At 51.0% G+C, this 19,586-nt stretch carries 11 protein-coding genes; 7 read left to right on the plus strand and 4 right to left on the minus strand.

Annotated features, from left to right (window positions below):
• Positions 1 to 3 precede the first annotated feature (3 nt).
• Together AC5SV9_RS04580 and AC5SV9_RS04585 are read right to left on the minus strand one after the other, a co-directional pair.
• A complete protein-coding gene (locus AC5SV9_RS04580; RefSeq protein WP_475146672.1) occupies positions 4 to 2,292 on the minus strand; it encodes an ATP-binding protein in 2,289 nt (762 codons plus the stop codon).
• Positions 2,293 to 2,318: 26 nt separating this feature from the next.
• A complete protein-coding gene (locus AC5SV9_RS04585; RefSeq protein WP_475146674.1) occupies positions 2,319 to 4,163 on the minus strand; it encodes a cyanophycinase in 1,845 nt (614 codons plus the stop codon).
• A gap of 371 nt (positions 4,164 to 4,534) precedes the next feature.
• Between AC5SV9_RS04585 and AC5SV9_RS04590 the strand changes: the two genes are divergently transcribed.
• The 5 genes from AC5SV9_RS04590 to AC5SV9_RS04610 all read left to right on the plus strand — a co-directional run bounded on the left by AC5SV9_RS04590 (position 4,535) and on the right by AC5SV9_RS04610 (position 16,448).
• Positions 4,535 to 7,411 carry a TonB-dependent receptor domain-containing protein gene (locus AC5SV9_RS04590; protein WP_475146676.1) on the plus strand — a complete coding sequence of 959 codons (2,877 nt, stop codon included), beginning with the start codon at positions 4,535 to 4,537 and terminating at the stop codon, positions 7,409 to 7,411.
• A 57-nt stretch (positions 7,412 to 7,468) separates the two neighbouring features.
• Complete coding sequence (gene yfcC, locus AC5SV9_RS04595) at positions 7,469 to 8,953, plus strand: putative basic amino acid antiporter YfcC (RefSeq protein ID WP_475146678.1); 1,485 nt, start codon at positions 7,469 to 7,471, stop codon at positions 8,951 to 8,953.
• Between the two features lie 29 nt (positions 8,954 to 8,982).
• Entirely contained in the window at positions 8,983 to 10,164 is a 1,182-nt protein-coding gene (gene iadA, locus AC5SV9_RS04600) for a beta-aspartyl-peptidase (protein ID WP_475146680.1), read from the plus strand.
• Between the two features lie 401 nt (positions 10,165 to 10,565).
• Positions 10,566 to 15,026 carry a glutamate synthase large subunit gene (gene gltB / locus AC5SV9_RS04605; RefSeq protein ID WP_475146682.1) on the plus strand — a complete coding sequence of 1,487 codons (4,461 nt, stop codon included), beginning with the start codon at positions 10,566 to 10,568 and terminating at the stop codon, positions 15,024 to 15,026.
• Positions 15,027 to 15,035: 9 nt separating this feature from the next.
• A complete protein-coding gene (locus AC5SV9_RS04610; RefSeq protein ID WP_475146684.1) occupies positions 15,036 to 16,448 on the plus strand; it encodes an FAD-dependent oxidoreductase in 1,413 nt (470 codons plus the stop codon).
• An 85-nt stretch (positions 16,449 to 16,533) separates the two neighbouring features.
• Here the strand turns inward: AC5SV9_RS04610 and AC5SV9_RS04615 are convergent, their stop codons facing one another.
• Together AC5SV9_RS04615 and AC5SV9_RS04620 are read right to left on the minus strand one after the other, a co-directional pair.
• A complete protein-coding gene (locus AC5SV9_RS04615; RefSeq protein ID WP_475146686.1) occupies positions 16,534 to 18,042 on the minus strand; it encodes an alpha/beta hydrolase family protein in 1,509 nt (502 codons plus the stop codon).
• Positions 18,039 to 18,254, minus strand: a complete 216-nt coding sequence (locus tag AC5SV9_RS04620) for a hypothetical protein (protein WP_475146688.1) — start codon at positions 18,252 to 18,254, stop codon at positions 18,039 to 18,041. The genes AC5SV9_RS04615 and AC5SV9_RS04620 overlap by 4 nt, the downstream gene beginning before the upstream one ends.
• Positions 18,255 to 18,436: 182 nt before the next feature.
• Here AC5SV9_RS04620 and AC5SV9_RS04625 point away from each other — a divergent pair, with 182 nt between their 5' ends.
• Both AC5SV9_RS04625 and AC5SV9_RS04630 read left to right on the plus strand, forming a co-directional pair.
• Positions 18,437 to 18,829: a GntR family transcriptional regulator gene (locus tag AC5SV9_RS04625; protein WP_475146690.1), complete on the plus strand. Its 393-nt coding sequence runs from the start codon at positions 18,437 to 18,439 to the stop codon at positions 18,827 to 18,829.
• Positions 18,826 to 19,572, plus strand: a complete 747-nt coding sequence (locus tag AC5SV9_RS04630; protein ID WP_475146692.1) for a hypothetical protein — start codon at positions 18,826 to 18,828, stop codon at positions 19,570 to 19,572. The genes AC5SV9_RS04625 and AC5SV9_RS04630 overlap by 4 nt, the downstream gene beginning before the upstream one ends.
• The last annotated feature ends 14 nt before the right edge of the window (positions 19,573 to 19,586 follow it).

Here is a 19,586-nt window from a genome sequence, read left to right on the forward strand (position 1 = left end):
CCGCTAAGCCTGGTCGATGTATTCAAACAGAGCAGCCAGGTGCTGCTCTGTTTGCAAATGAAAGTCCACTAACTGCCGCTCCAACCCCTGCCAGTTCACCGTTTCCTGTTCAAAGCGCTTCGCTTGCTGCTGCACCCACAATAACCCTACTGACGCTGCAGCACCTTTAAGCTTATGCGCCGCCTCCTGAAATTCCGTCAGCTGGCGTTGTACCGCGGTTTCCATCAGCCGGTTCATATAGCCCGGTAATAGCTGGGCAAACAGTTGGGCACTGCGTTTAATGGTATCTTTGCCCAGCGACTGGATATAATCATTCAGCGTTGCCTGATCCAATAGCTGTGGCTCTGTTACGTCTGCGGTATCTTTAGCCTGGAGTAATTTTACCGCACTGGGTGAAAACAGCCTGGCCAGCATCTGATCCAACCGGGCAGTATTGATTGGCTTAGCCAGCGCATCGTTAATATGTAAGTTTGCCAGTTGCTGCTCCGCTTTGCGCACATTGGCACTGAGCACCACTATAGGCAACGATGCCAGGCGTGGTTCCTCACGGATATACTTCGCAATTTGCTCACCGTCCATGTCAGGTAACTGCATATCGAGCAATACCAAATCTATATCATCTTCGGTTTCCAACAGCGCTATGGCATCTTCACCGGTTTCAGCAAGAATGACTGTGTGGCCGCGCTGTTCCAGTAAAGCTGTCGCTATCTCAGCATTTAACGGTACATCTTCTATCAGCAATATGGTCAGTTCCGGGCAATCTATGGTCTGCTGCTGTTCCTGTGCCAGTTGCTGTGCCGGTAAGTCGACACTGAAACAACTGCCCTGCCCGACTGCACTGTTCACAGCAATAGTGCCCTGCATGGCTTCAACTAACGCTCTGGAAACAGACAAACCTATGCCCGATCCCATAATACTCAGCCGCCGGCCATCATTGGACTTGTAGTACATATCAAAAATGCGCTCCAGCTCCGCGCCGGCGATACCTATACCGGTATCCTGCACGGAAAAATGCAAGCGCCCAGCTGCGGTATCCAGTTGGCAATGCAAACTAATCTCGCCGCTGGCAGTAAATTTAACCGCATTGTTTAGCAGGTTCCACAACACCTGACGTAAGCGTGTTGGGTCAAGCTTTAAATTAGTATCCAAAGGGCCATCACACTGCAGTGTGAATTGCAGCCCCTTTTGCTGACATAATAATTCCGCGAAGTTAGCAATATCATTGATGAACTGCCGTAAAGGCACACTTTGATAGACAATATCCAGATCCTGGCGGTCTATTTTATCCAGATCGATAATGTCGTTGAAAATATTACCCAGGGTTTCAGCACTGCTGAAAATAGTATTAGCCCAGCCGTGCTGCTGTTTACTCAGCTTAGTTTCCAGTAAGCGCCGGCTTAAGCCCACAATACCATTTAGTGGCGTACGCAGCTCATGGCTTAATGTCGCAATAAACTTACCTTTATCCTGATAAGCTTTCTCCAGTGCCTGCTCTGCCAGCTTACGTGATGTAATATCCCGGCCGAAGCCCAACAGGCCGATGTAACGGCCATGGCGGTCGTAGAATGGCACTTTACGCATTTCAAACCATAGTACCTGGCCATCATCTTTAACAAACTGCACATCTAACGTCAGCTCTGACGGCTGCATACTGACTTCATACTCAGTCAGAATTGCGGACTGCGCACTGTCTTCGGTGTAGATATCAGCCGGATAATGGCCGATAAGCTCACTGGCAGTTTTACCCATAATCAGCTCAAACATTTTATTACAGCTGGCAAAGCGGCCGGTCTCGTCGCGGTAGTAAAATAAGTCCGGTGAGCTGTCTACAATTGAGCGGATAAGTAAACTCTGCTCTTCCAGTTCTATCTGAGCTTTTTTACGCTCGGCGATTTCTTTGCGTAGTTCGTCTATAGCACGCCGCTTGGCCTGAAATGCCTTTTTACGTTCTTCAATCTCGAAATTAAGCTGGCGGATATTATCCTGCATGCCTTCATTGAGCAGGCGTTCCTGATGCGCAGAATCTTCCAGGTAAGACAGGGCTGCATCCAGGTGCAACACCAGGTAAAACAGAAAAGCAATAAATAGCGGACCAAAAATAACTGACACAAGCACAGAGCCCTTTATCAGGGCCCAGTCCACGCTGTTGCCAGCAACCACACCATAACAGGCAGTTAGCAACGCCGCACACAGCACAAACAATAACTGGCATATCAATGCCAGTTTTAACTTGCCCCAGGCCCGGATCCAACTGGCAAAGGCTTTAACCTGCGGATGTACCGGTCCTTGCATCAGGGGCTCACCTCGCTTTATCGCTGTCAGTTAGCAGGCTGAATGTCCAGCATCAGGTTGCGATATGAACAGTACTGAGTCTCAGAGCCTGGCTGGCGAAATACACCTTCACGCGTATATGAAGATAAATCTTTATAAAGCCGTATTTCATGCCCCTGTCCAACCCGCACCGCTCTGGCTGTAGCCTGGCGGCTTTGTGTCAGACACAGCAACTGTGCTAACTGCCGGTAGTTGTCACGTTCAAACAGATCACCCGAATTTAACAGCGGGGTCTGGTTATTATTGGGGGCAAATTTCCATTGTGCAAAGCGGGTGCGCAGATTGCCGTCTTTTAGTTCCAGTTTATCCTCACGGGTAAGGTAGTGAGTAGTGACCTGGGTAATACTGGTAGCCGCGCCTTCACCGGCACTTTGTGTTTTTTCATTATCGACAATATAGACGCCGCCGGCACCCAGCACCTCCATTGTCACTTCAGGCGCATTGTCCTGCTGCCCCGGCGCAACCAATAAAGCCGTTGCTTCATCGATGCCAAAACCAAAACGGGTCTGGGTATCGTTTTGCAGCCTGATCAGACGGCCCTGCCGGCCGCGCTCAGAAAAATGCGTATCTAGCACCCCCCAGGGGAACAGGCCAAGGCCACCGGTGCCGGCAAACGTCAGATGCTGCTCTGCCAGGCCGTTACTGCAGCTTTGGTCTTTATCGCAGCCAGGTTGTGGTGCAGCTAAATCAAAAGCGCCATACTGCATCGCGCTGTAACTGTCACCGTTAGTAATCATAGGTGTTCTACGGCCCTGATAGCTGCCGCCTGCCATCACAGCAGTACCCGCACTGGTACCGGCAATAACAATCTGTCCGGCGCCCAGCATAGATTCAATTTGCTTCAGCTCAGCTGTTGCCGTGCCATCCGGTTGACGAAAAGCCTGTAACGTCAGGCTCTGATCACCACCATTAATGAAAATGGCATCAGCGCGGCGGATTTGCTCAACGGCAGCATCGGTACCTTGCTTACAGAACGTCTGCAACTGCTGCATTAAATCAGGGTAAACCCGTTCGCGTTGATAAGTACCATGATAAGCCGCCAGATATTGTGGCAGCTGATCGCAGCTTGGCTTGTCATCTATCAGCTCATGCTGAGCTGCCTGATACGCGGCATTCAGCGGCAACCAGCGGGTCTGAGCACCGGCTTCGTCAAATACATTGACATACATATCGACAGCAGCGAAAGGATCCCGCCCGGAAGCGGTAACAACCAGAATTCTCGGCGCCCGGTTTGGCCCGGCCACCTGCTGCGCCAGCTCGACTATTTTGCGGTAAATCTCAGCGGTAAAGCCGTCTTTGGTTTTTGCCAGGTTGGCAAACTCTTTCTGCCGGGCGGCATTACGCTTGGAGCCATTGTCTGCCGAAGCCATTATCTGCAGCTGATCAAAAACAAAGTTGCGCTCTCTGTCGGTTAACGCATTGTAGTTCACTCTGCCAGACACCCAGATACCGTCAATTTCAATCTCTGCAGAGCGCCATAATCTGGTCAGTTCGCGCTCAGATATCCGTTCACTACCCACCCGGCTGCGCACAAACTCCAGCAAGGCCAGTGTTTGCTGCTGTTCTATTACCCGCTCTTCATTCCAGAACGTGCTGTCAGCAATATTCGCCAAATGTTCCTGCGTCAGCATAAATACATCTGCTGCCTTGGCGGCTGCACTGAAGGTATCCGTGTCGGTGCAATCACGCACACTGGCAGAAGTACAGGTATTTAACCCACCACCTACAAGCACCATAGAGTAATCTGGGAATTTCTTATTACCGTTTACATTTGCGGCAGAAGCCGTACCAGCCAGTAAGGCTGCAAAGATACAAAGGCTGAGTGATCTCATTGTTCTCTTTCTTATAATTAGCGCAGACGTGTTTAACTACCACAACGACAGATAGCAACCCTCAAATAAAGTGGACATAGATTATCCTGTATTGACTTCTTTGCCAATTAGCAGTAATTCTAATATCAGGGTTAAATTCATTTAACATTCATTTTCCGGTAACGATATGCTGAAAAAAGCCTTTACGCTGGGTTCATATCATTACTCGTCTTACTACCTGTCAGAGTGGTTTAACGAGTAGACAGATGTCAGGCATTAAACCGTGCCTGGCAGGCGTGTACTCCTGCATACCTAAAAAACTCTAAAAATAATACTAAGCACTGCGCCGCGAACTTTAGCGCATCGCATGCACTATAAAGACAGGTATTTTTATGCACAAGTTATCTCCTTTAGCGCTGGCTGTGGCCGGCAGCTTTTTCGTAAGCCCTATGGTGTTCTCTGCCGAAGAAGTGGCAAAAGAAGAACAAAAAATTGAAAAAATTGAAATTACCGGCTCGCGCATCAAAGGCGTGGATTTAGAAGGCACCCAGCCACTGGTCGTTATCTCAGCGGATGACATTAAAAACTCTGGCGCCAGTACCGTATACGATTTGCTAAAAGATGTTGGTCAGCTGCGCGGCGGCTCAGGCACCTTTTCTACCTCTGAAAGCGGAACTGCCTCCAATGATACGCCAGCCGGACAAGCCGCCGCCTCACTGCGCGGCTTAGGGCCCTCATCTACGCTGACACTGATAAACGGCCGCCGTGTTGCGGCTTCATCTTTTGCTGCCGGCACGGAAAACTTTGTTGATATCAACTCAATACCGGTATCAGCCATTGAACGGGTAGAAATTCTGGCCACCGGCGCATCTGCCATTTATGGTGCTGATGCGGTAGCCGGCGTGATTAACTATGTGCTGAAAAAAGATTTTGATGGCGCAGAAATGGATCTGAGTTACGGCAACTCGACTGCCAGTTCAGACGAAGGCAAAGCGGGCATCAATCTTATTTGGGGTAAGAGTTTTGGCAACAGCAACCTTACCTTGTTTGCTGACTACTTTGACCGCAAAGATTTCGCCTACAGCGACCGCGATTTAACCGATGAAACCTGGTCATTGTCTACCCGAGGTCAGTTTGCCAGCGTGCGTTACACCACTTCTGACTATTTAGATCCGGTAAGTGATGAATATGTCGGCTTCCCCGATCCAGCCTGCCCCAGCGAGCTGATAGTCGTAACAGACCCAACCTATGGCGACAGAGCCTGTGGCTATAACCCGAATAAAGATATGCTGATCCGCCCGGCGCTGGAATCCGCCTCTGGTGGATTTATGTTCACCACTGAACTGGACAGCCTGCGCTGGTCGAACGAGTTTTTTATCAGCCGCACTAAATCTAACGCCCAGAGTACACCTGCAAACTTTACCAACCTGCAGGATCAGAGCAGCTGGATTTATGCCGCCTTCGACAACCCTTTTATTCAGGATAACGACGAGCTGGCATCACTCATTTATCCAGGGTATGAAAGTAGCCCCAACGGCAATGATGTTGATGTAGTTGAACTGCGCGGCCGTTTTTTAGCGCCACGGCAAATTGAAAATGAAACCACAGCGCTGCGTTTCGTCACTGCCCTGCAGGGCGAAGTCGGTGACTTTGAATGGGAAGGCGCACTGATGTACTCACGCAGTGAGTCAGATCAGCAGGCTGTAGCGGGCATTTATAACCGCTATAAATTTAATGCTGCCCTGTTCGGCGAGCTGTGCGCCGTCGGTTCAACCAACTGCTCACCAGATAACGGCGGCTTATGGTTTAACCCCTTTGGCGGCCAGACGGGTAACGATCAGGTACTGAGCATCATTGCAGAGCAGCCAAACCGTAAAGGTAAATCAGAAGTGTTAAGCGCAGATTTACGCTTCAATGGCGATCTGTGGGAAATGCCAGCTGGCATGGTAGCGTCGGCTTTTGGTGTTGAATACCGCCAGGAAAAGCTAAGCGACAACCCGGATTTAATCGCCCAGTCACGCTTTGACCGCGACTATCTGGTTGATGTCATCGGTTTTGGTTCCAGCAAGTCCAGCGCTGAACGCAAGCAATGGGCGGCCTTTGTTGAGCTGTTTGTGCCTTTAGCAGATAGCGTCGATTTACAACTAGCGGCCCGCTATGACCACTACGACGATTTTGGCAGCAGTGTAAACCCGAAAGTCGGTTTAACCTGGCGGCCAACTGACAGCCTGGTGCTGCGTTCTTCCTGGGCGACATCATTCCGTGCGCCTTCTTTAACCCAGGCCGGTGTCGAGCTGCGCACTACCAGCAGTACAGCGCGCTGTCTGCCTGAATTTGCTGAGCTGTTCTGTGGTGGTGAAGTGGGTGGGGAAATCACACCTAACACGCTGGAATTTGGTAACCCTAATCTGAAAGCTGAAGAAGCTGAATCGATTAATGCAGGTTTCGCCTACAGCCCGACTCAGGATATTACCTTTACCGCTGACTACTGGCAGTTTGATCACAAGAAAATTATCGGCACTGATTTAGAATCTATGCTGGTGCGCACCTTAACCGACCCAAGCTTACGTTTCTGTGGTCTGGTACCGAGCGACAAAATTGGTATTTCGTTCGACCCTGAACTGTGCGACGAGCTGGGTCTGATGTCCGGTTTTGACAACGATTTAAGCCAGGTACTGGCCGATTGGCAGGACATTGACACCCGCGCTACCACCCTGCCGCTGTTCCGTGACCATATTCTGCTGTTGGAAAACACCGGCAACCAGCAAACCAAAGGGGTTGATTTTACCTACAGCCAGCGTTTTGATGTTGACTGGGCAACAGTACGCTTAAGTGCAGATGTCACGAAACTGATGAGCTTTACCCGCGATCGTACTGCATTTTCGGGTACCGAGCAGCTGGCTGGCAGTTTCCGCTATCCGAAATTACTGGCCAGCATGAAGCTGCGCATAAGCAGCGATAACTGGTTCGGCGGTGTCAGCATTAACTATACCAGCGACTATCAGGACGAAATTGCTCTGCTCGAACCTGCTGATATAGCTCTGCTGGCCGACCAGGGTATAGCCACAGACCGGCGTGTCCCGTCATGGACTAAAGTAAACGCCAACTTTGGCTATGTTGTCAGCGACAATCTGACGTTAAGCTTGAATGTTGATAATCTGTTCGACCGCGACCCACCGTTTATCTATGGCCGCTATAAAGATGTCGACTTTATCAACCATGATGTACTGGGGCGCAATTATCGCTTACTGGCGACATACCGCTTCTAACTTCAGCCAGGGGAGTGATGGTACTCCCCTGATTATCAATTTTTTCAGGATCATTTTATGTCTGCCGTAACAAACAAACCGGTATCGATGCCTGACGCCTTTATCATCCTGTTTTTTGTCATGATACTGGCGGCACTGGCTTCCCATCTGGTGCCTGCCGGCTCTTTTACTATGTTGGAGCCGGCACCGGTGGCAGAAGGTGCCGCCAAACTGAAAAGCAAAATCGACCCCAATAGCTTTACGCTGCACCATGATGCTGAACAAGGTGCACCGCTATTTGCTGAAGGCGGCGGTATTGGCTTTTTTAATTATGCCTTTGAAGGCCTGGTTTCGGGCGATAAATGGGGCTCAGCCGTTGGCGTTATTGCTTTTATTCTGCTGACCGGTGGTGCCTTTGGCATCATTATGAAAACCGGTGCTATCCACAATGGCATACTGGCGCTTATCGCCAAAACCCAGCGGATGCAGTTTTTATTTATTCCGCTGATGTTTGGCTTGTTTTCGTTAGGCGGCGCTGTGTTTGGTATGGGCGAAGAAGCCATTGCCTTTTGCATAGTGCTACTGCCACTGATGCTGGCACTGGGCTACGATGCTATCACCACAGTGCTGGTAACCTATGTTGCTACCCAGATCGGCTTTGCAACTTCGTGGATGAACCCGTTTAACGTCGCTATTGCTCAGGGCATCGCCGACATCCCGCTATTGTCCGGCAGCGATCTGCGCATAGTCATGTGGCTGGTGTTTACGCTGTTTGGCATTATTTTTACAATGAAATACGCTGGCAAAATTAAAACTACACCAGAGTTATCGCTTAGTTTTGCCAGCGATCAAAAGCTGCGCTCAGAACAAAACGCCAGTGCGAAAAACCAATACAATGACCTGGACTCCATTATCCTGCTGGCGTTTTTTTTGGGCTTAGTGTGGATTATCTGGGGTGTTACCACGCGTCAATACTATATACCCGAAATTGCCAGCCAGTTTTTTACCATTGGTGTAGTGATAGCGGCCATCGCGGTAATGGGTAAGCGCTTTAGTATGAATGACGCCGCTGATGGCTTTAAACACGGCGCGGCCGAGCTGTTGCCTGCCGCGCTGATTGTCGGTATGGCCAAAGGTATAGTACTACTGCTGGGCGGCGACAATGCTGAGTCACCGTCGGTGCTCAATACGCTACTGTATTACAGCGGCCAGCTACTTGGCGATTTACCCGCCTATTTATCTGCCTGGCTGATGCTGGTTATTCAATCAGTGATTAATTTCTTTGTTGCCTCAGGCTCGGGCCAGGCGGCCCTGACCATGCCGCTGATCGCGCCGCTGGCCGATTTGGTCGGACTGTCGCGCCAGATTGCGGTGTTAGCCTTTCAGCTCGGTGATGGTTTAACTAACTGCATTATCCCAACTTCTGCCGCCTTAATCGGCTGTCTTGGCGTCGTGCGGGTAGATTGGACAGTCTGGCTGCGTTTTGTCTGGAAACTGCAGCTATGTCTGTTCGCGCTGGCCAGCGCCTTTATGTTTATTGCCGTCGCTATCGCTTATCAATAGCAGCCTGAGTGCTGTTTAAGGTTATTATTTTGCACAACATTATTGTTATAAAAAATGCCGAACTGCTGGCCCCGCACAGTCTCGGCAAAAAAGACGTAGTACTGGCGGGCAATACTATTGCCGCTATCGGAGAAGACTTTAATCTGGCCAGCGCCAACCTGCCAGTAACGGTAATTGACGCTAAGGACTTTTACCTTACGCCTGGCTTTGTCGACTCGCTGGTACATTTTATTGGCGGCGGCGGTGAAGGCGGCTTTGCCACCCGCACGCCGGAAATGCAACTGACTGACGCAACTTTAGGTGGTGTCACTACGGCTATCGGCGTGCTGGGCACCGACGCTACCACCCGCACGCTAACGAATCTGCTGGCCAAAGCCCATGCGCTGGAAACCGAAGGCATCAGCACTTATTGTCATACCGGTTCTTATGAAATCCCCTGTCGCACCTTAACCGGCAATATTACCGATGATTTAATCCTGATAGATAAGTTTATCGGCGTTGGTGAAATTGCCATCAGTGATCACCGCTCATCACAGCCCACCACCGACGAAATCCGCAAAGTAGCAGCAGCGGCCCGGGTTGGTGGTATGTTAGCCGGCAAAAGCGGTGTAGTCAGTGTGCATATGGGCGCCGGCGAGCGTATTTTGCAGCCGCTGTATCAGGCGGTAGCCGGCACAGAGTTAAAGCTAAAGCAGTTCTACCCTACCCATATGAACCGCAACCGCCGGGTATTTGAAGCGGGTTTAGAGTTTGCCGGCAAAGGCGGTGTGATTGATTTCACGACCAGCACTACCGACTTTGATTTAAAACACGGCGAAGTGGCAGCAGCAGCAGCGCTGGCTGAAGCCTTAGCTTTTGGCATTAAGCCGATGCAGCTGACACTAAGCTCCGATGGCAATGCCAGCCTGCCAATCTACAACGACGAAGGAGAGCTGCTCGGGCTGCAGGTTGGCAGAGTGCAAAGCCTTTACCAGGCTGCACGCGAGGCAGTACAAAAACATCAGGTCCCTATAGCCGAAGCAATCTGCAGCATTACCGCAGCGCCAGCGGCGGTGCTGGGGTTAAAACAAAAAGGTCGTCTTGCTGCGCAGCTGGATGCGGATCTGGTACTGCTGCGTCGCGATGACTTAGCTATCGATACTGTGATAGCCAAAGGCAAGCTGCTGGTACACCAAGGCAAAGCGCTGGTGAAAGGTACTTTTGAGCGCTGAGCGCAGAACAGCAATCCGCATAAATATGGAACTAAGCAGCGCTAACAATCCCGACTAATAAACTGTTATCGCTGCTTTTTTACCGTGCCAACTGCTATTAATGGCAAAAATATCGCCAATTCATGTAATTAATTTTCAATTTCAGAAGTACGCTTTCTGCGCTATTTACACAGCGCAGCGCCACAAATCGCGCTTGCATTTTTAGCAAAATACCGGTATACCTGTCAGCAATTGAACGTTTAGATGGCTAAACATTTCAAGAGTAAATACTCTACAACGCATTGACCTCTGAAAGAGTAACCGTTATTTTCTTTCAGCAGCAGCAAAAAACAACAAAAAGAATAATAATTCAAAAATAATAAATATTTATTTAAATATCAGGACAAGTGTGGAGGTGTGTCATGGCGTTGTACCAGCACAGTCAGGCTAGAGAGAACTGTGGCTTCGGTCTTATCGCTCATCTGGAGGGCGCGGCCAGCCACAGGATAGTCAGAACAGCGATAAATGGTCTGGATCGGATGCAACATCGCGGCGGTATTTCTGCCGATGGTAAAACCGGTGACGGCTGTGGCCTATTAATGCAAAAACCCGACAGTTTCTTCCGCGCTATCGCAGAAGAGAACGGCTGGAATCTGGCGAAGAAATACGGCGTCGGTATGATTTTCTTCAGCCAGGACCCGGTAAAAGCAGCGCTGGCAAAGAAAATTATCGAGCAGGAAATTGCCCGTGAAACCTTAACACTGGTTGCCTGGCGTGCAGTGCCTATAGATAGCAGTGTATTGGGCCCGCTGGCACTTAGCTCTATGCCGGCTATTTCACAGGTTATTGTCAATGCGCCACATGGCTGGGGCGATCACGATTTAGAGCGCCGCCTATACATGGTGCGCCGCCGCATTGAAAAACAGCTTGCTGACGATGCCGACTTTTATATTCCGAGCTTCTCATCACTGGTTACCGTATTTAAAGGCCTGATGATGCCGGCCGATTTGCCGCGCTATTATCTCGATTTAGCCGACATCCGCATGGAAACGGCCATTTGCGTATTCCACCAACGGTTTTCAACCAATACTATGCCGCGCTGGCAGCTGGCACAGCCGTTTCGCTTTTTAGCTCATAACGGCGAGATCAATACTATTACCGGTAACCGGCAGTGGGCGCGCGCGCGCCAGTACAAGTTTGCCTCGCCGCTGCTGAGCGACTTACAGGATGCCGCACCTTTTGTCAGCCAAAGCGGCTCAGATTCCAGCTCGCTGGACAACATGCTGGAGCTGTTATTAGCCGGTGGTATGGATTTATTCCGTGCTATGCGTTTATTAGTGCCGCCTGCCTGGCAAGGCAACCGCGTAATGGACGACAACTTAAAAGCCTTCTACGAATTTAACTCCATGCATATGGAGCCGTGGGACGGCCCGGCTGGTATCGTGATGACTAACGGTCAGCATGTAGCCTGTAACCTTGACCGCAATGGCCTGCGTCCTGCGCGCTTTGTGATTACGCGCGATAAGTTAATTACGCTGGCCTCCGAAGTGGGCATCTGGGATTACACGCCGGATGAAGTGGTTGAAAAAGGCCGCGTTGGCCCGGGTGAAATGCTGGCGGTGGATACTACCAGCGGTGAGATCTGGCGCTCAGATAAAATCGACGCCGATTTAATGGCGCGCCACCCATACCGTGACTGGCTGAACAACAATGTGCAACGGCTGGTACCGTACGAGCAGTACGAAACCGACCTTATCGGTAAGCGGGTGTTTACTGACAACGAAATGCTGACTTATCACAAGCTGTTTAACTACAGCTATGAAGAAATCGATCAGGTAATGACAGTACTGGCCAAAGACGGCCAGGAAGCCGTCGGCTCTATGGGTGATGACACGCCAATGGCGGTGTTATCACGTAAACCACGCACCTTATATGATTACTTCCGTCAGCAGTTTGCGCAGGTAACTAACCCACCGATTGACCCTTTGCGCGAAGCGCATGTTATGTCACTGGCCACCAGTATCGGCCGCGAACACAACGTATTTAAAGAAACCGCCGGTTACGCCCGTCGTATTCAGTTTGAATCGCCGGTGATGATGTATTCCGACTTAAAACAGCTCAAGCAAGCCGATGAGAAGTATTACAAACATCAGATCTTCTCACTGAACTTCGACCCGGCAAGTTTCAGCCTGGAACAAGCCGTCAGCAAACTATGCGAAGACGTTATCAGCGCCGTGCGCGACAACAACGTGGTGCTGGTGATGCTAACCGATCGGCGTATCGAGCAAGGCAAACTGCCAATACCGGCTGCGATGGCCGTTGGTGCCGTGCAGCATGCGCTGGTGAATGCCCAGCTGCGCTGCGACTCAAACATCATTGTTGAAACCGCTACCGCGCGCGATCCGCATCACTTTGCCGTGCTGATTGGCCTTGGCGCCACCGGTATTTACCCGTTCCTGGCCTATGAAACAGTTGAGCAACTGGTAGAAAAAGGCGTTATTACCCTAAGTGCGCGCCAGGCTGTACTGAATTACCGTAAAGGCATTAACAAAGGCCTGTACAAAATTATGTCGAAAATGGGCATTTCAACAGTGGCCAGCTACCGCTGTTCTAACCTGTTTGAAGCCGTCGGCATCGACAAAGCCGTGATGCGCCAGTGTTTTGCCGATATCCCATCGCGCCTCGGTGGTGCCGGTTTTGAAGATTTCCAGCAGGATATTCAGCAGCTGGCTAACGTGGCCTGGCTTAAGCGCAAGCCGCTGAATCACGGTGGTTTGCTTAAATACGTGCACGACGGCGAGTACCATGCCTATAACCCGGACGTGGTGCAAACGCTGCAAAAAGCCGTGCGCTCAGGTAAATACGAGGATTATCAGCAGTATAGCCGCATTGTGAACCAGCGCCCGGTAGCACACCTGCGCGACTTGTTTAAGTTAAACACCGTCGCAGCAATACCGCTGGAGCAGGTTGAAACTGAAGATAAACTTTACCCGCGCTTTGACAGTGCCGCTATGTCCATCGGTGCGCTTAGCCCCGAGGCGCATGAGGCCTTAGCCATTGCGATGAACCGCTTGGGCGGGCGTTCTAACTCGGGCGAAGGCGGTGAAGATCCGCGCCGCTTCGGCACCGAGAAAAACTCGAAAATTAAACAGGTGGCGTCCGGCCGCTTTGGCGTGACACCGCATTACCTGGTTAACGCTGAAGTGATTCAAATCAAGGTAGCGCAAGGTGCCAAGCCTGGCGAAGGTGGCCAGCTGCCAGGTGAAAAAGTTACCGCTGAAATTGCCCGCCTGCGCTATTCAGTGCCGGGTGTCACGCTGATATCACCGCCGCCGCACCACGATATTTACTCAATTGAAGATTTAGCCCAGCTGATTTTCGATTTAAAGCAGGTAAATCCGCAAGCGCTTGTATCAGTAAAACTGGTATCAGAGCCCGGCATCGGCACTATCGCCACCGGCGTGGCCAAAGCCTACGCTGACCTTATTACCGTCTCCGGTTACGACGGTGGTACCGGCGCCAGCCCACTGACCTCAGTGAAATACGCCGGCAGCCCGTGGGAGTTAGGTCTGGCCGAAGTGCATCAGGCGTTGGTAGAAAACGGCCTGCGCGATCGCGTGCGCCTACAGGTAGATGGTGGTTTAAAAACCGGCCTCGATGTCATAAAAGCCGCGATTTTAGGTGCTGAAAGCTTCGGCTTTGGTACCGGCCCTATGGTGGCGCTGGGTTGTAAGTTTTTGCGTATCTGCCATTTAAATAACTGCGCCACTGGCGTTGCCACGCAAGACGCGACGCTGCGCCGCGATCACTTTACCGGCCTGCCGGAAATGGTAATGAACTACTTTAAGTTCTTAGCCTGTGAAGTGCGCGAGCTGATGGCACAACTGGGTGTGACTGAGCTGACCGAGCTTATCGGCCGCACCGATTTATTAAGCGTTAAAGACAGTGAAACGCAAAAGCAGGCGCGGCTGGATTTGACGCCCATTCTGCAAGCCAGCGGTGTGCAGTCTGATAAAGCGCTGTACTGCGTGCAGAACAACAAACCGTTTGACGAAGGCAAGCTAAACCAGGAATTGCTGGCCCGCTGTGAGCAGATGGTACTGAATAAAAGCGGCGGCCAGTTAAGCGTCAATATCCGCAATACCGACCGCTCAGTAGGCGCGGCGCTGTCTGGCTTTATTGCCCGTCAGCATGGTAACCAGGGTATGGCCACCGACCCTATACGTATCCGCTTAAACGGCACCGCCGGCCAGAGCTTTGGCGTGTGGAACGCTGGCGGCCTGCATATGTCACTGCAGGGCGATGCCAACGACTACGTTGGTAAAGGCATGACCGGCGGTATGCTGGCCATTTACCCGGCCAAGGGCGCTACTTTTGCCAAAAACGGGTTTACCATTGCCGGTAATACCTGTTTGTACGGCGCTACCGGCGGCAGGCTTTATGCTGCCGGTAAGGTTGGCGAGCGCTTCGCGGTGCGAAATTCCGGTGCGTTGGCCGTGGTAGAAGGCACCGGCGATAACTGCTGCGAATATATGACCGGCGGTGTGGTCGTCGTGCTCGGTTGCACCGGTGTAAACTTTGGCGCCGGTATGACCGGTGGCTTTGCCTATCTGTTGGATGAGCAGGACGATTTAGCGCTACGCCTAAACCCGGAGCTGGTCGAAGCACTGGATGTCAGCACGCCTATACTGCAGGAGCACCTGCGCAGTTTGCTACACCAGCACCTGGAAGAAACCGGCAGCGACAAAGCGCAGAAGATCTTAAACGACTTTGGCAGTTACTTAAGCAAATTCAAGCTGGTAAAACCCAAAACCAGCGATGTAAACACCTTGCTGGGACACCGCGCACGCTCGTCAGCCGAGCTGCGGGTACAGGCGATGTAGGGAGACGTTATGGCACAGAATGTATACCAGTTTATTGACGTAAAACGGATTGATCCGCCAAAACGCTCACACCACGAACGCACTATCGAGTTCGTGGAAATTTACCAGCCAATGACCCACACCCAGGTGGAAGGTCAGGCCGACCGTTGTCTTGATTGCGGCAACCCCTACTGCGAATGGAAGTGCCCGGTGCACAACTATATTCCGCAGTGGTTAAAGCTGGCTAACGAAGGCAAAATTATTGAAGCGGCTGAACTGTCGCACAAAACCAACAGCCTGCCAGAAGTGTGCGGCCGGGTCTGCCCGCAGGATCGCTTATGCGAAGGCGCCTGTACGCTAAACGAAGGCTTTGGCGCGGTGACCATCGGCAGTATTGAAAAGTACATTACCGATAAAGCCTTTGAAATGGGCTGGCGACCGGATCTGTCCGCCGTGGTAAAAACCGAGCGCCGCGTCGCGGTGATCGGTGCCGGCCCGGCCGGCCTGGCCTGTGCCGACGTGCTTGTGCGTAACGGCGTCACACCAGTGGTATTCGACCGCTATCCGGAAATCGGTGGCTTGCTTACCTTTGGTATTCCGCCATTTAAATTGGAAAAAAACGTACTAAAACTGCGCCGGCAAATCTTTAGCGAAATGGGTATCGAGTTTCGCTTAAACACTAACGTCGGTGTCGATGTCAGCTTTGATAGCTTATTGAGTGAGTATGACGCGGTGTTTTTGGCCCTTGGCACTTACACGCCTATGAAAGGCGGTTTAGCCAATGAAGATGCACCGGGCGTGTATGAAGCACTGCCGTTTTTAATTGGCAATATCAATAACCTGATGGGCTGGCAGACAGAGCATCCGTTCGTTAGCTTAAAAGATAAAACCGTAGTGGTATTAGGCGGTGGCGACACGGCGATGGACTGCGTACGCACTTCCATTCGCCAGGGCGCAACCAAAGTCAGCTGCGCCTACCGGCGCGACGAAGCCAATATGCCAGGCTCACGTAAAGAAGTACAAAACGCGCGCGAAGAAGGCGTCGAGTTTTTGTTTAACCTGCAGCCGCTGGGTATCGAGGTTAACGCTGAAGGTAAAGTGATTGGCGTTAAGGTGGTCACCACCCAGATGGGCGCACCGGATGCCAAAGGCCGCAGAAGCCCCGAGCCGGTGCCGGGTTCTGAACAAGTACTGCCCGCTGATGCTGTGGTAATTGCCTTTGGTTTTCAGCCAAGCCCGCCACAGTGGTTAGTCGATATGGGTGTTGAGCTCGACAACAAAGGCCGGGTTGTTGCCAGCGAGCAAAGCACTTATGCGATGCAAACCAACCAGCAGAAAATCTTTGCCGGTGGCGATATGGTATTAGGTTCAGATTTGGTAGTTACCGCCATCGCCCAGGGCCGTAAGGCCGCCGAAGGTATACTGGATTATCTGCAGGTGTAAAGCTGCAGGCTAAAGCAGGCAAACCGGTTGCTAATCCATTGTTTCGCCCGGGCTGTTATACATCGACAGCCCGTTGCTTTAAGCTTTAATGGTGCTCAGAAGCATTGACGCTGGTCACCTGTAGCAACCAGTCAGCAAGATTGCTCAGTAACGTCGGCGATAATGTCTGAGTGATATTGGCATATTCATCCCAGCGCCCGGTGTTTGCTTGCTGAAACAGGTGATTTAGCCCTTGCAACCGGAGCAACTTATATTGGTTGTTTTTCGCAGCCTGCAGTGCATGCTCAATGGCGGTAAGATTTATCTCAGCATCCAGCTGCCGGTCTTTGCTGCCGTACACCACCAGCGTTGGCAGCCTCGTCTTACTTAGCCACGTATAGGGATCATGCTGCTGAAAATAGCGAAACCACGCATTTTGCAATTCAGCCAGTCGCTCTGCGGATAAGGCCCCGCCCCCCAAAGGAAGAAGTTGCTGCTTAATTTCTTCGGGTAAAGCCTGCCACTGCGTTTGATAATACGCCTTAAGCTCTGCTGCCTTCGGCGCTTCCGGCCTTGCCGCAAGCTTATTCATATTGGTATAGATTGTGGTCGCATGTCTTACTGTTGTTTCAGTTAAACCCTGCGAAACAAGCAGGCGTTCAAACTGATTAGCTGACACTTCTGCGCCGGTTACGCCAGGGGCTGCCAGTAGCACCAGAAAACTGACCCCAGACTGCTGCTGCGCAACCACTGGCGCAATCAGCCCTCCTTCACTGTGGCCGATTAAGCCAATTTGATCGGCACGAATGTCTGCCCGCTGTTGTAAATAGCGCACTGCAGCGCCAACGTCACCGGCGAAATCCATACTGGTCGCCTGAAAAAATGTTCCGCCCGATTTGCCAATCCCCCTATCGTCAAAGCGCAGCACCGCAAAACCTTGCCGAGTTAAGTAGTCAGCCATTACCAAAAATGGTCTGTGACCAAGTAATTGCTGATCTCTGTCCTGAGGGCCCGAACCTGAAATTAACACCACCGCAGGCACAGCGTGTAATGTATTGGCCGGCCTGGTAAGCGTGCCAGCCAGTTGAATACCCGCTGCAGCGTTGTAAAAACTGATTTCCTCTTCAATATACGGATAAGGCTTTACCGGATCCTGTGGTTTGCGCTCTTCCTGTTGCTGGCGGCTCAGAATCAAATCAAAAGCCTGGCCGCCTTGTTGCCACTTGCCTTGTATTTGCTGAGAAGCCTGCTGGTACTCGCCAAGATAAATAGCCTGTGCAGCTTGTATTTCCAGCTCGACATGTTGTTGCTTAACGCTGACCCGGCTAACAGGAATGCCACTAGCCCCCTGGTCAATGCTGTCCATTGTCGCGTGATATTGCTGGTCCTGCTCACGGCTAACATTAAAGCGCAGCCGCAACTGGCTGCTACCAACCTGCAGCGTTCCAACCCAGGCACCCTGCAAATCAGGTTCTGCCGCGGTTTCAGCCTGAACGGGCAGCAATAGCATGCTCAGCGACAAGCAACCTGACAGCGCGACGCTTTGTATCTTTTTGCTTTTTAAGCTGCATAAAATTAAATGCATTCTTTTAAGGCATAGCTGCAGAGTGTTCATTTAAGCTCCTTGTCGGTTTCGCTTAAAGTCGTGCAGCACTTCTGCCGCCGGCACAGGCGGTTTTGTAACAGGCAATTGCTGCAGCACCACAATGCAATGGCACAAAATAACCAGTTTTGAGATTGCTCAGTATCACGGAATAACCAAGCCAGCAGCAGAATAATCGCAGCCCAGAGCATGCTGTGCAGCACATTAACAGATAGTTTTTTCATCAATATTCCCTCATGACTTACCGCAGTGCGGCAGTTAATGGTTTATCTAAAACACTTTATTTATCCAGAGCACTTAGCCCACACGTACCACTAGGTTAAGTAGTACATGTTGCTGGCAGCCTAACATCGGTGTACTATTAGATCAAGTAGTACAATAGAAATCAGAATTTAGTGGGGGAAATATGGAAATTCTGATTGATACCGACAGCACAGAACCGATTTTTGCGCAGCTGATCAACCAGATTAAGCAATTGGTAAGCGCAGGAAATTTGGAGCCTGGCTTTCAGTTACCCTCTATTCGCCAACTGGCTGCCGATTTGGGAATTAATCAAAATACTGTTGCCAAAGCGTATAAGTTACTGGAACGCGACAAAGTTATTGTGGGTAAAGGCTATCGCGGAACTTTTATTCATTCTCAGGCACAGCAAAACTGCCTGATTGATTACAGTCAGCAAGCCCGGCAACTGATGACAACCACCATTGTACAATTGCGGGATCTTGGTCTGACTGACTCTGAAATTCGCCTGCAGTTTGCTGAACTGATCAAAGAAAGAACGCTAATGGAGGCCTTATGACCATAATGCATATAGCGATAAATGTGATCTTTGCGCTGCAGTTGGCACTGCTGTCTGCGGTGTTGCCTCGCCGTTGCCAGAAGCACAAGCAGCAGCCAGACAAGCCGCTTCTACAGCTGTGGTTTAAATGGATAAACCGGCTGGTTCTACTGACAGGTTCGATTTTATTGTTGGCGCAGATATCTGGCTGGATCGTTTTTAACTTAGCTATATTATTGGGCTTCACCAGCCTGCAAGTCTTATTATTGCTGGCACAGCGGCAATGGCTGCAACCGGCGCCAATATTACCAACACAACGCAAAGCCAGTTTACAACGGCGCCGGGTGCTGGATTATCTGTCCCCAGCCGACCGGGTAATGTCAATAAGTGCCGTGCTTGTCGTCCCGCTTTTAGCAAGCGCACTGACATTTACCGGCCACTGGCCAATGGCTATAGCAAAGTTATGGCAGTTAACCACGGTGGGTTTGCTAACCAATACCGCGCTATTTTTCGCAGTGTATTTCACGGTGTTTCGCAAGCGGCGTAACTTTCACGACCCGGATAACCAAACGCTCCTGACGCAACGTAAAGTAAACCAATATCTGAGGGCGATTATAGGCTTTAATATGCTGCTGTTGCTATTTTTGCTGCTGGGCGCATTTCAAACAAAGCCGGAACTGCTGTATATCTTACTTAGTCTGTCATTGCAGCTAATGCTGCTAAAAACCGGGCAGCGGCTGCCTGCCGGCAAGTTAGCCTATTGACAGGCAAAAACAGT

This window comes from Rheinheimera sp. ATLC3 (assembly GCF_059429535.1).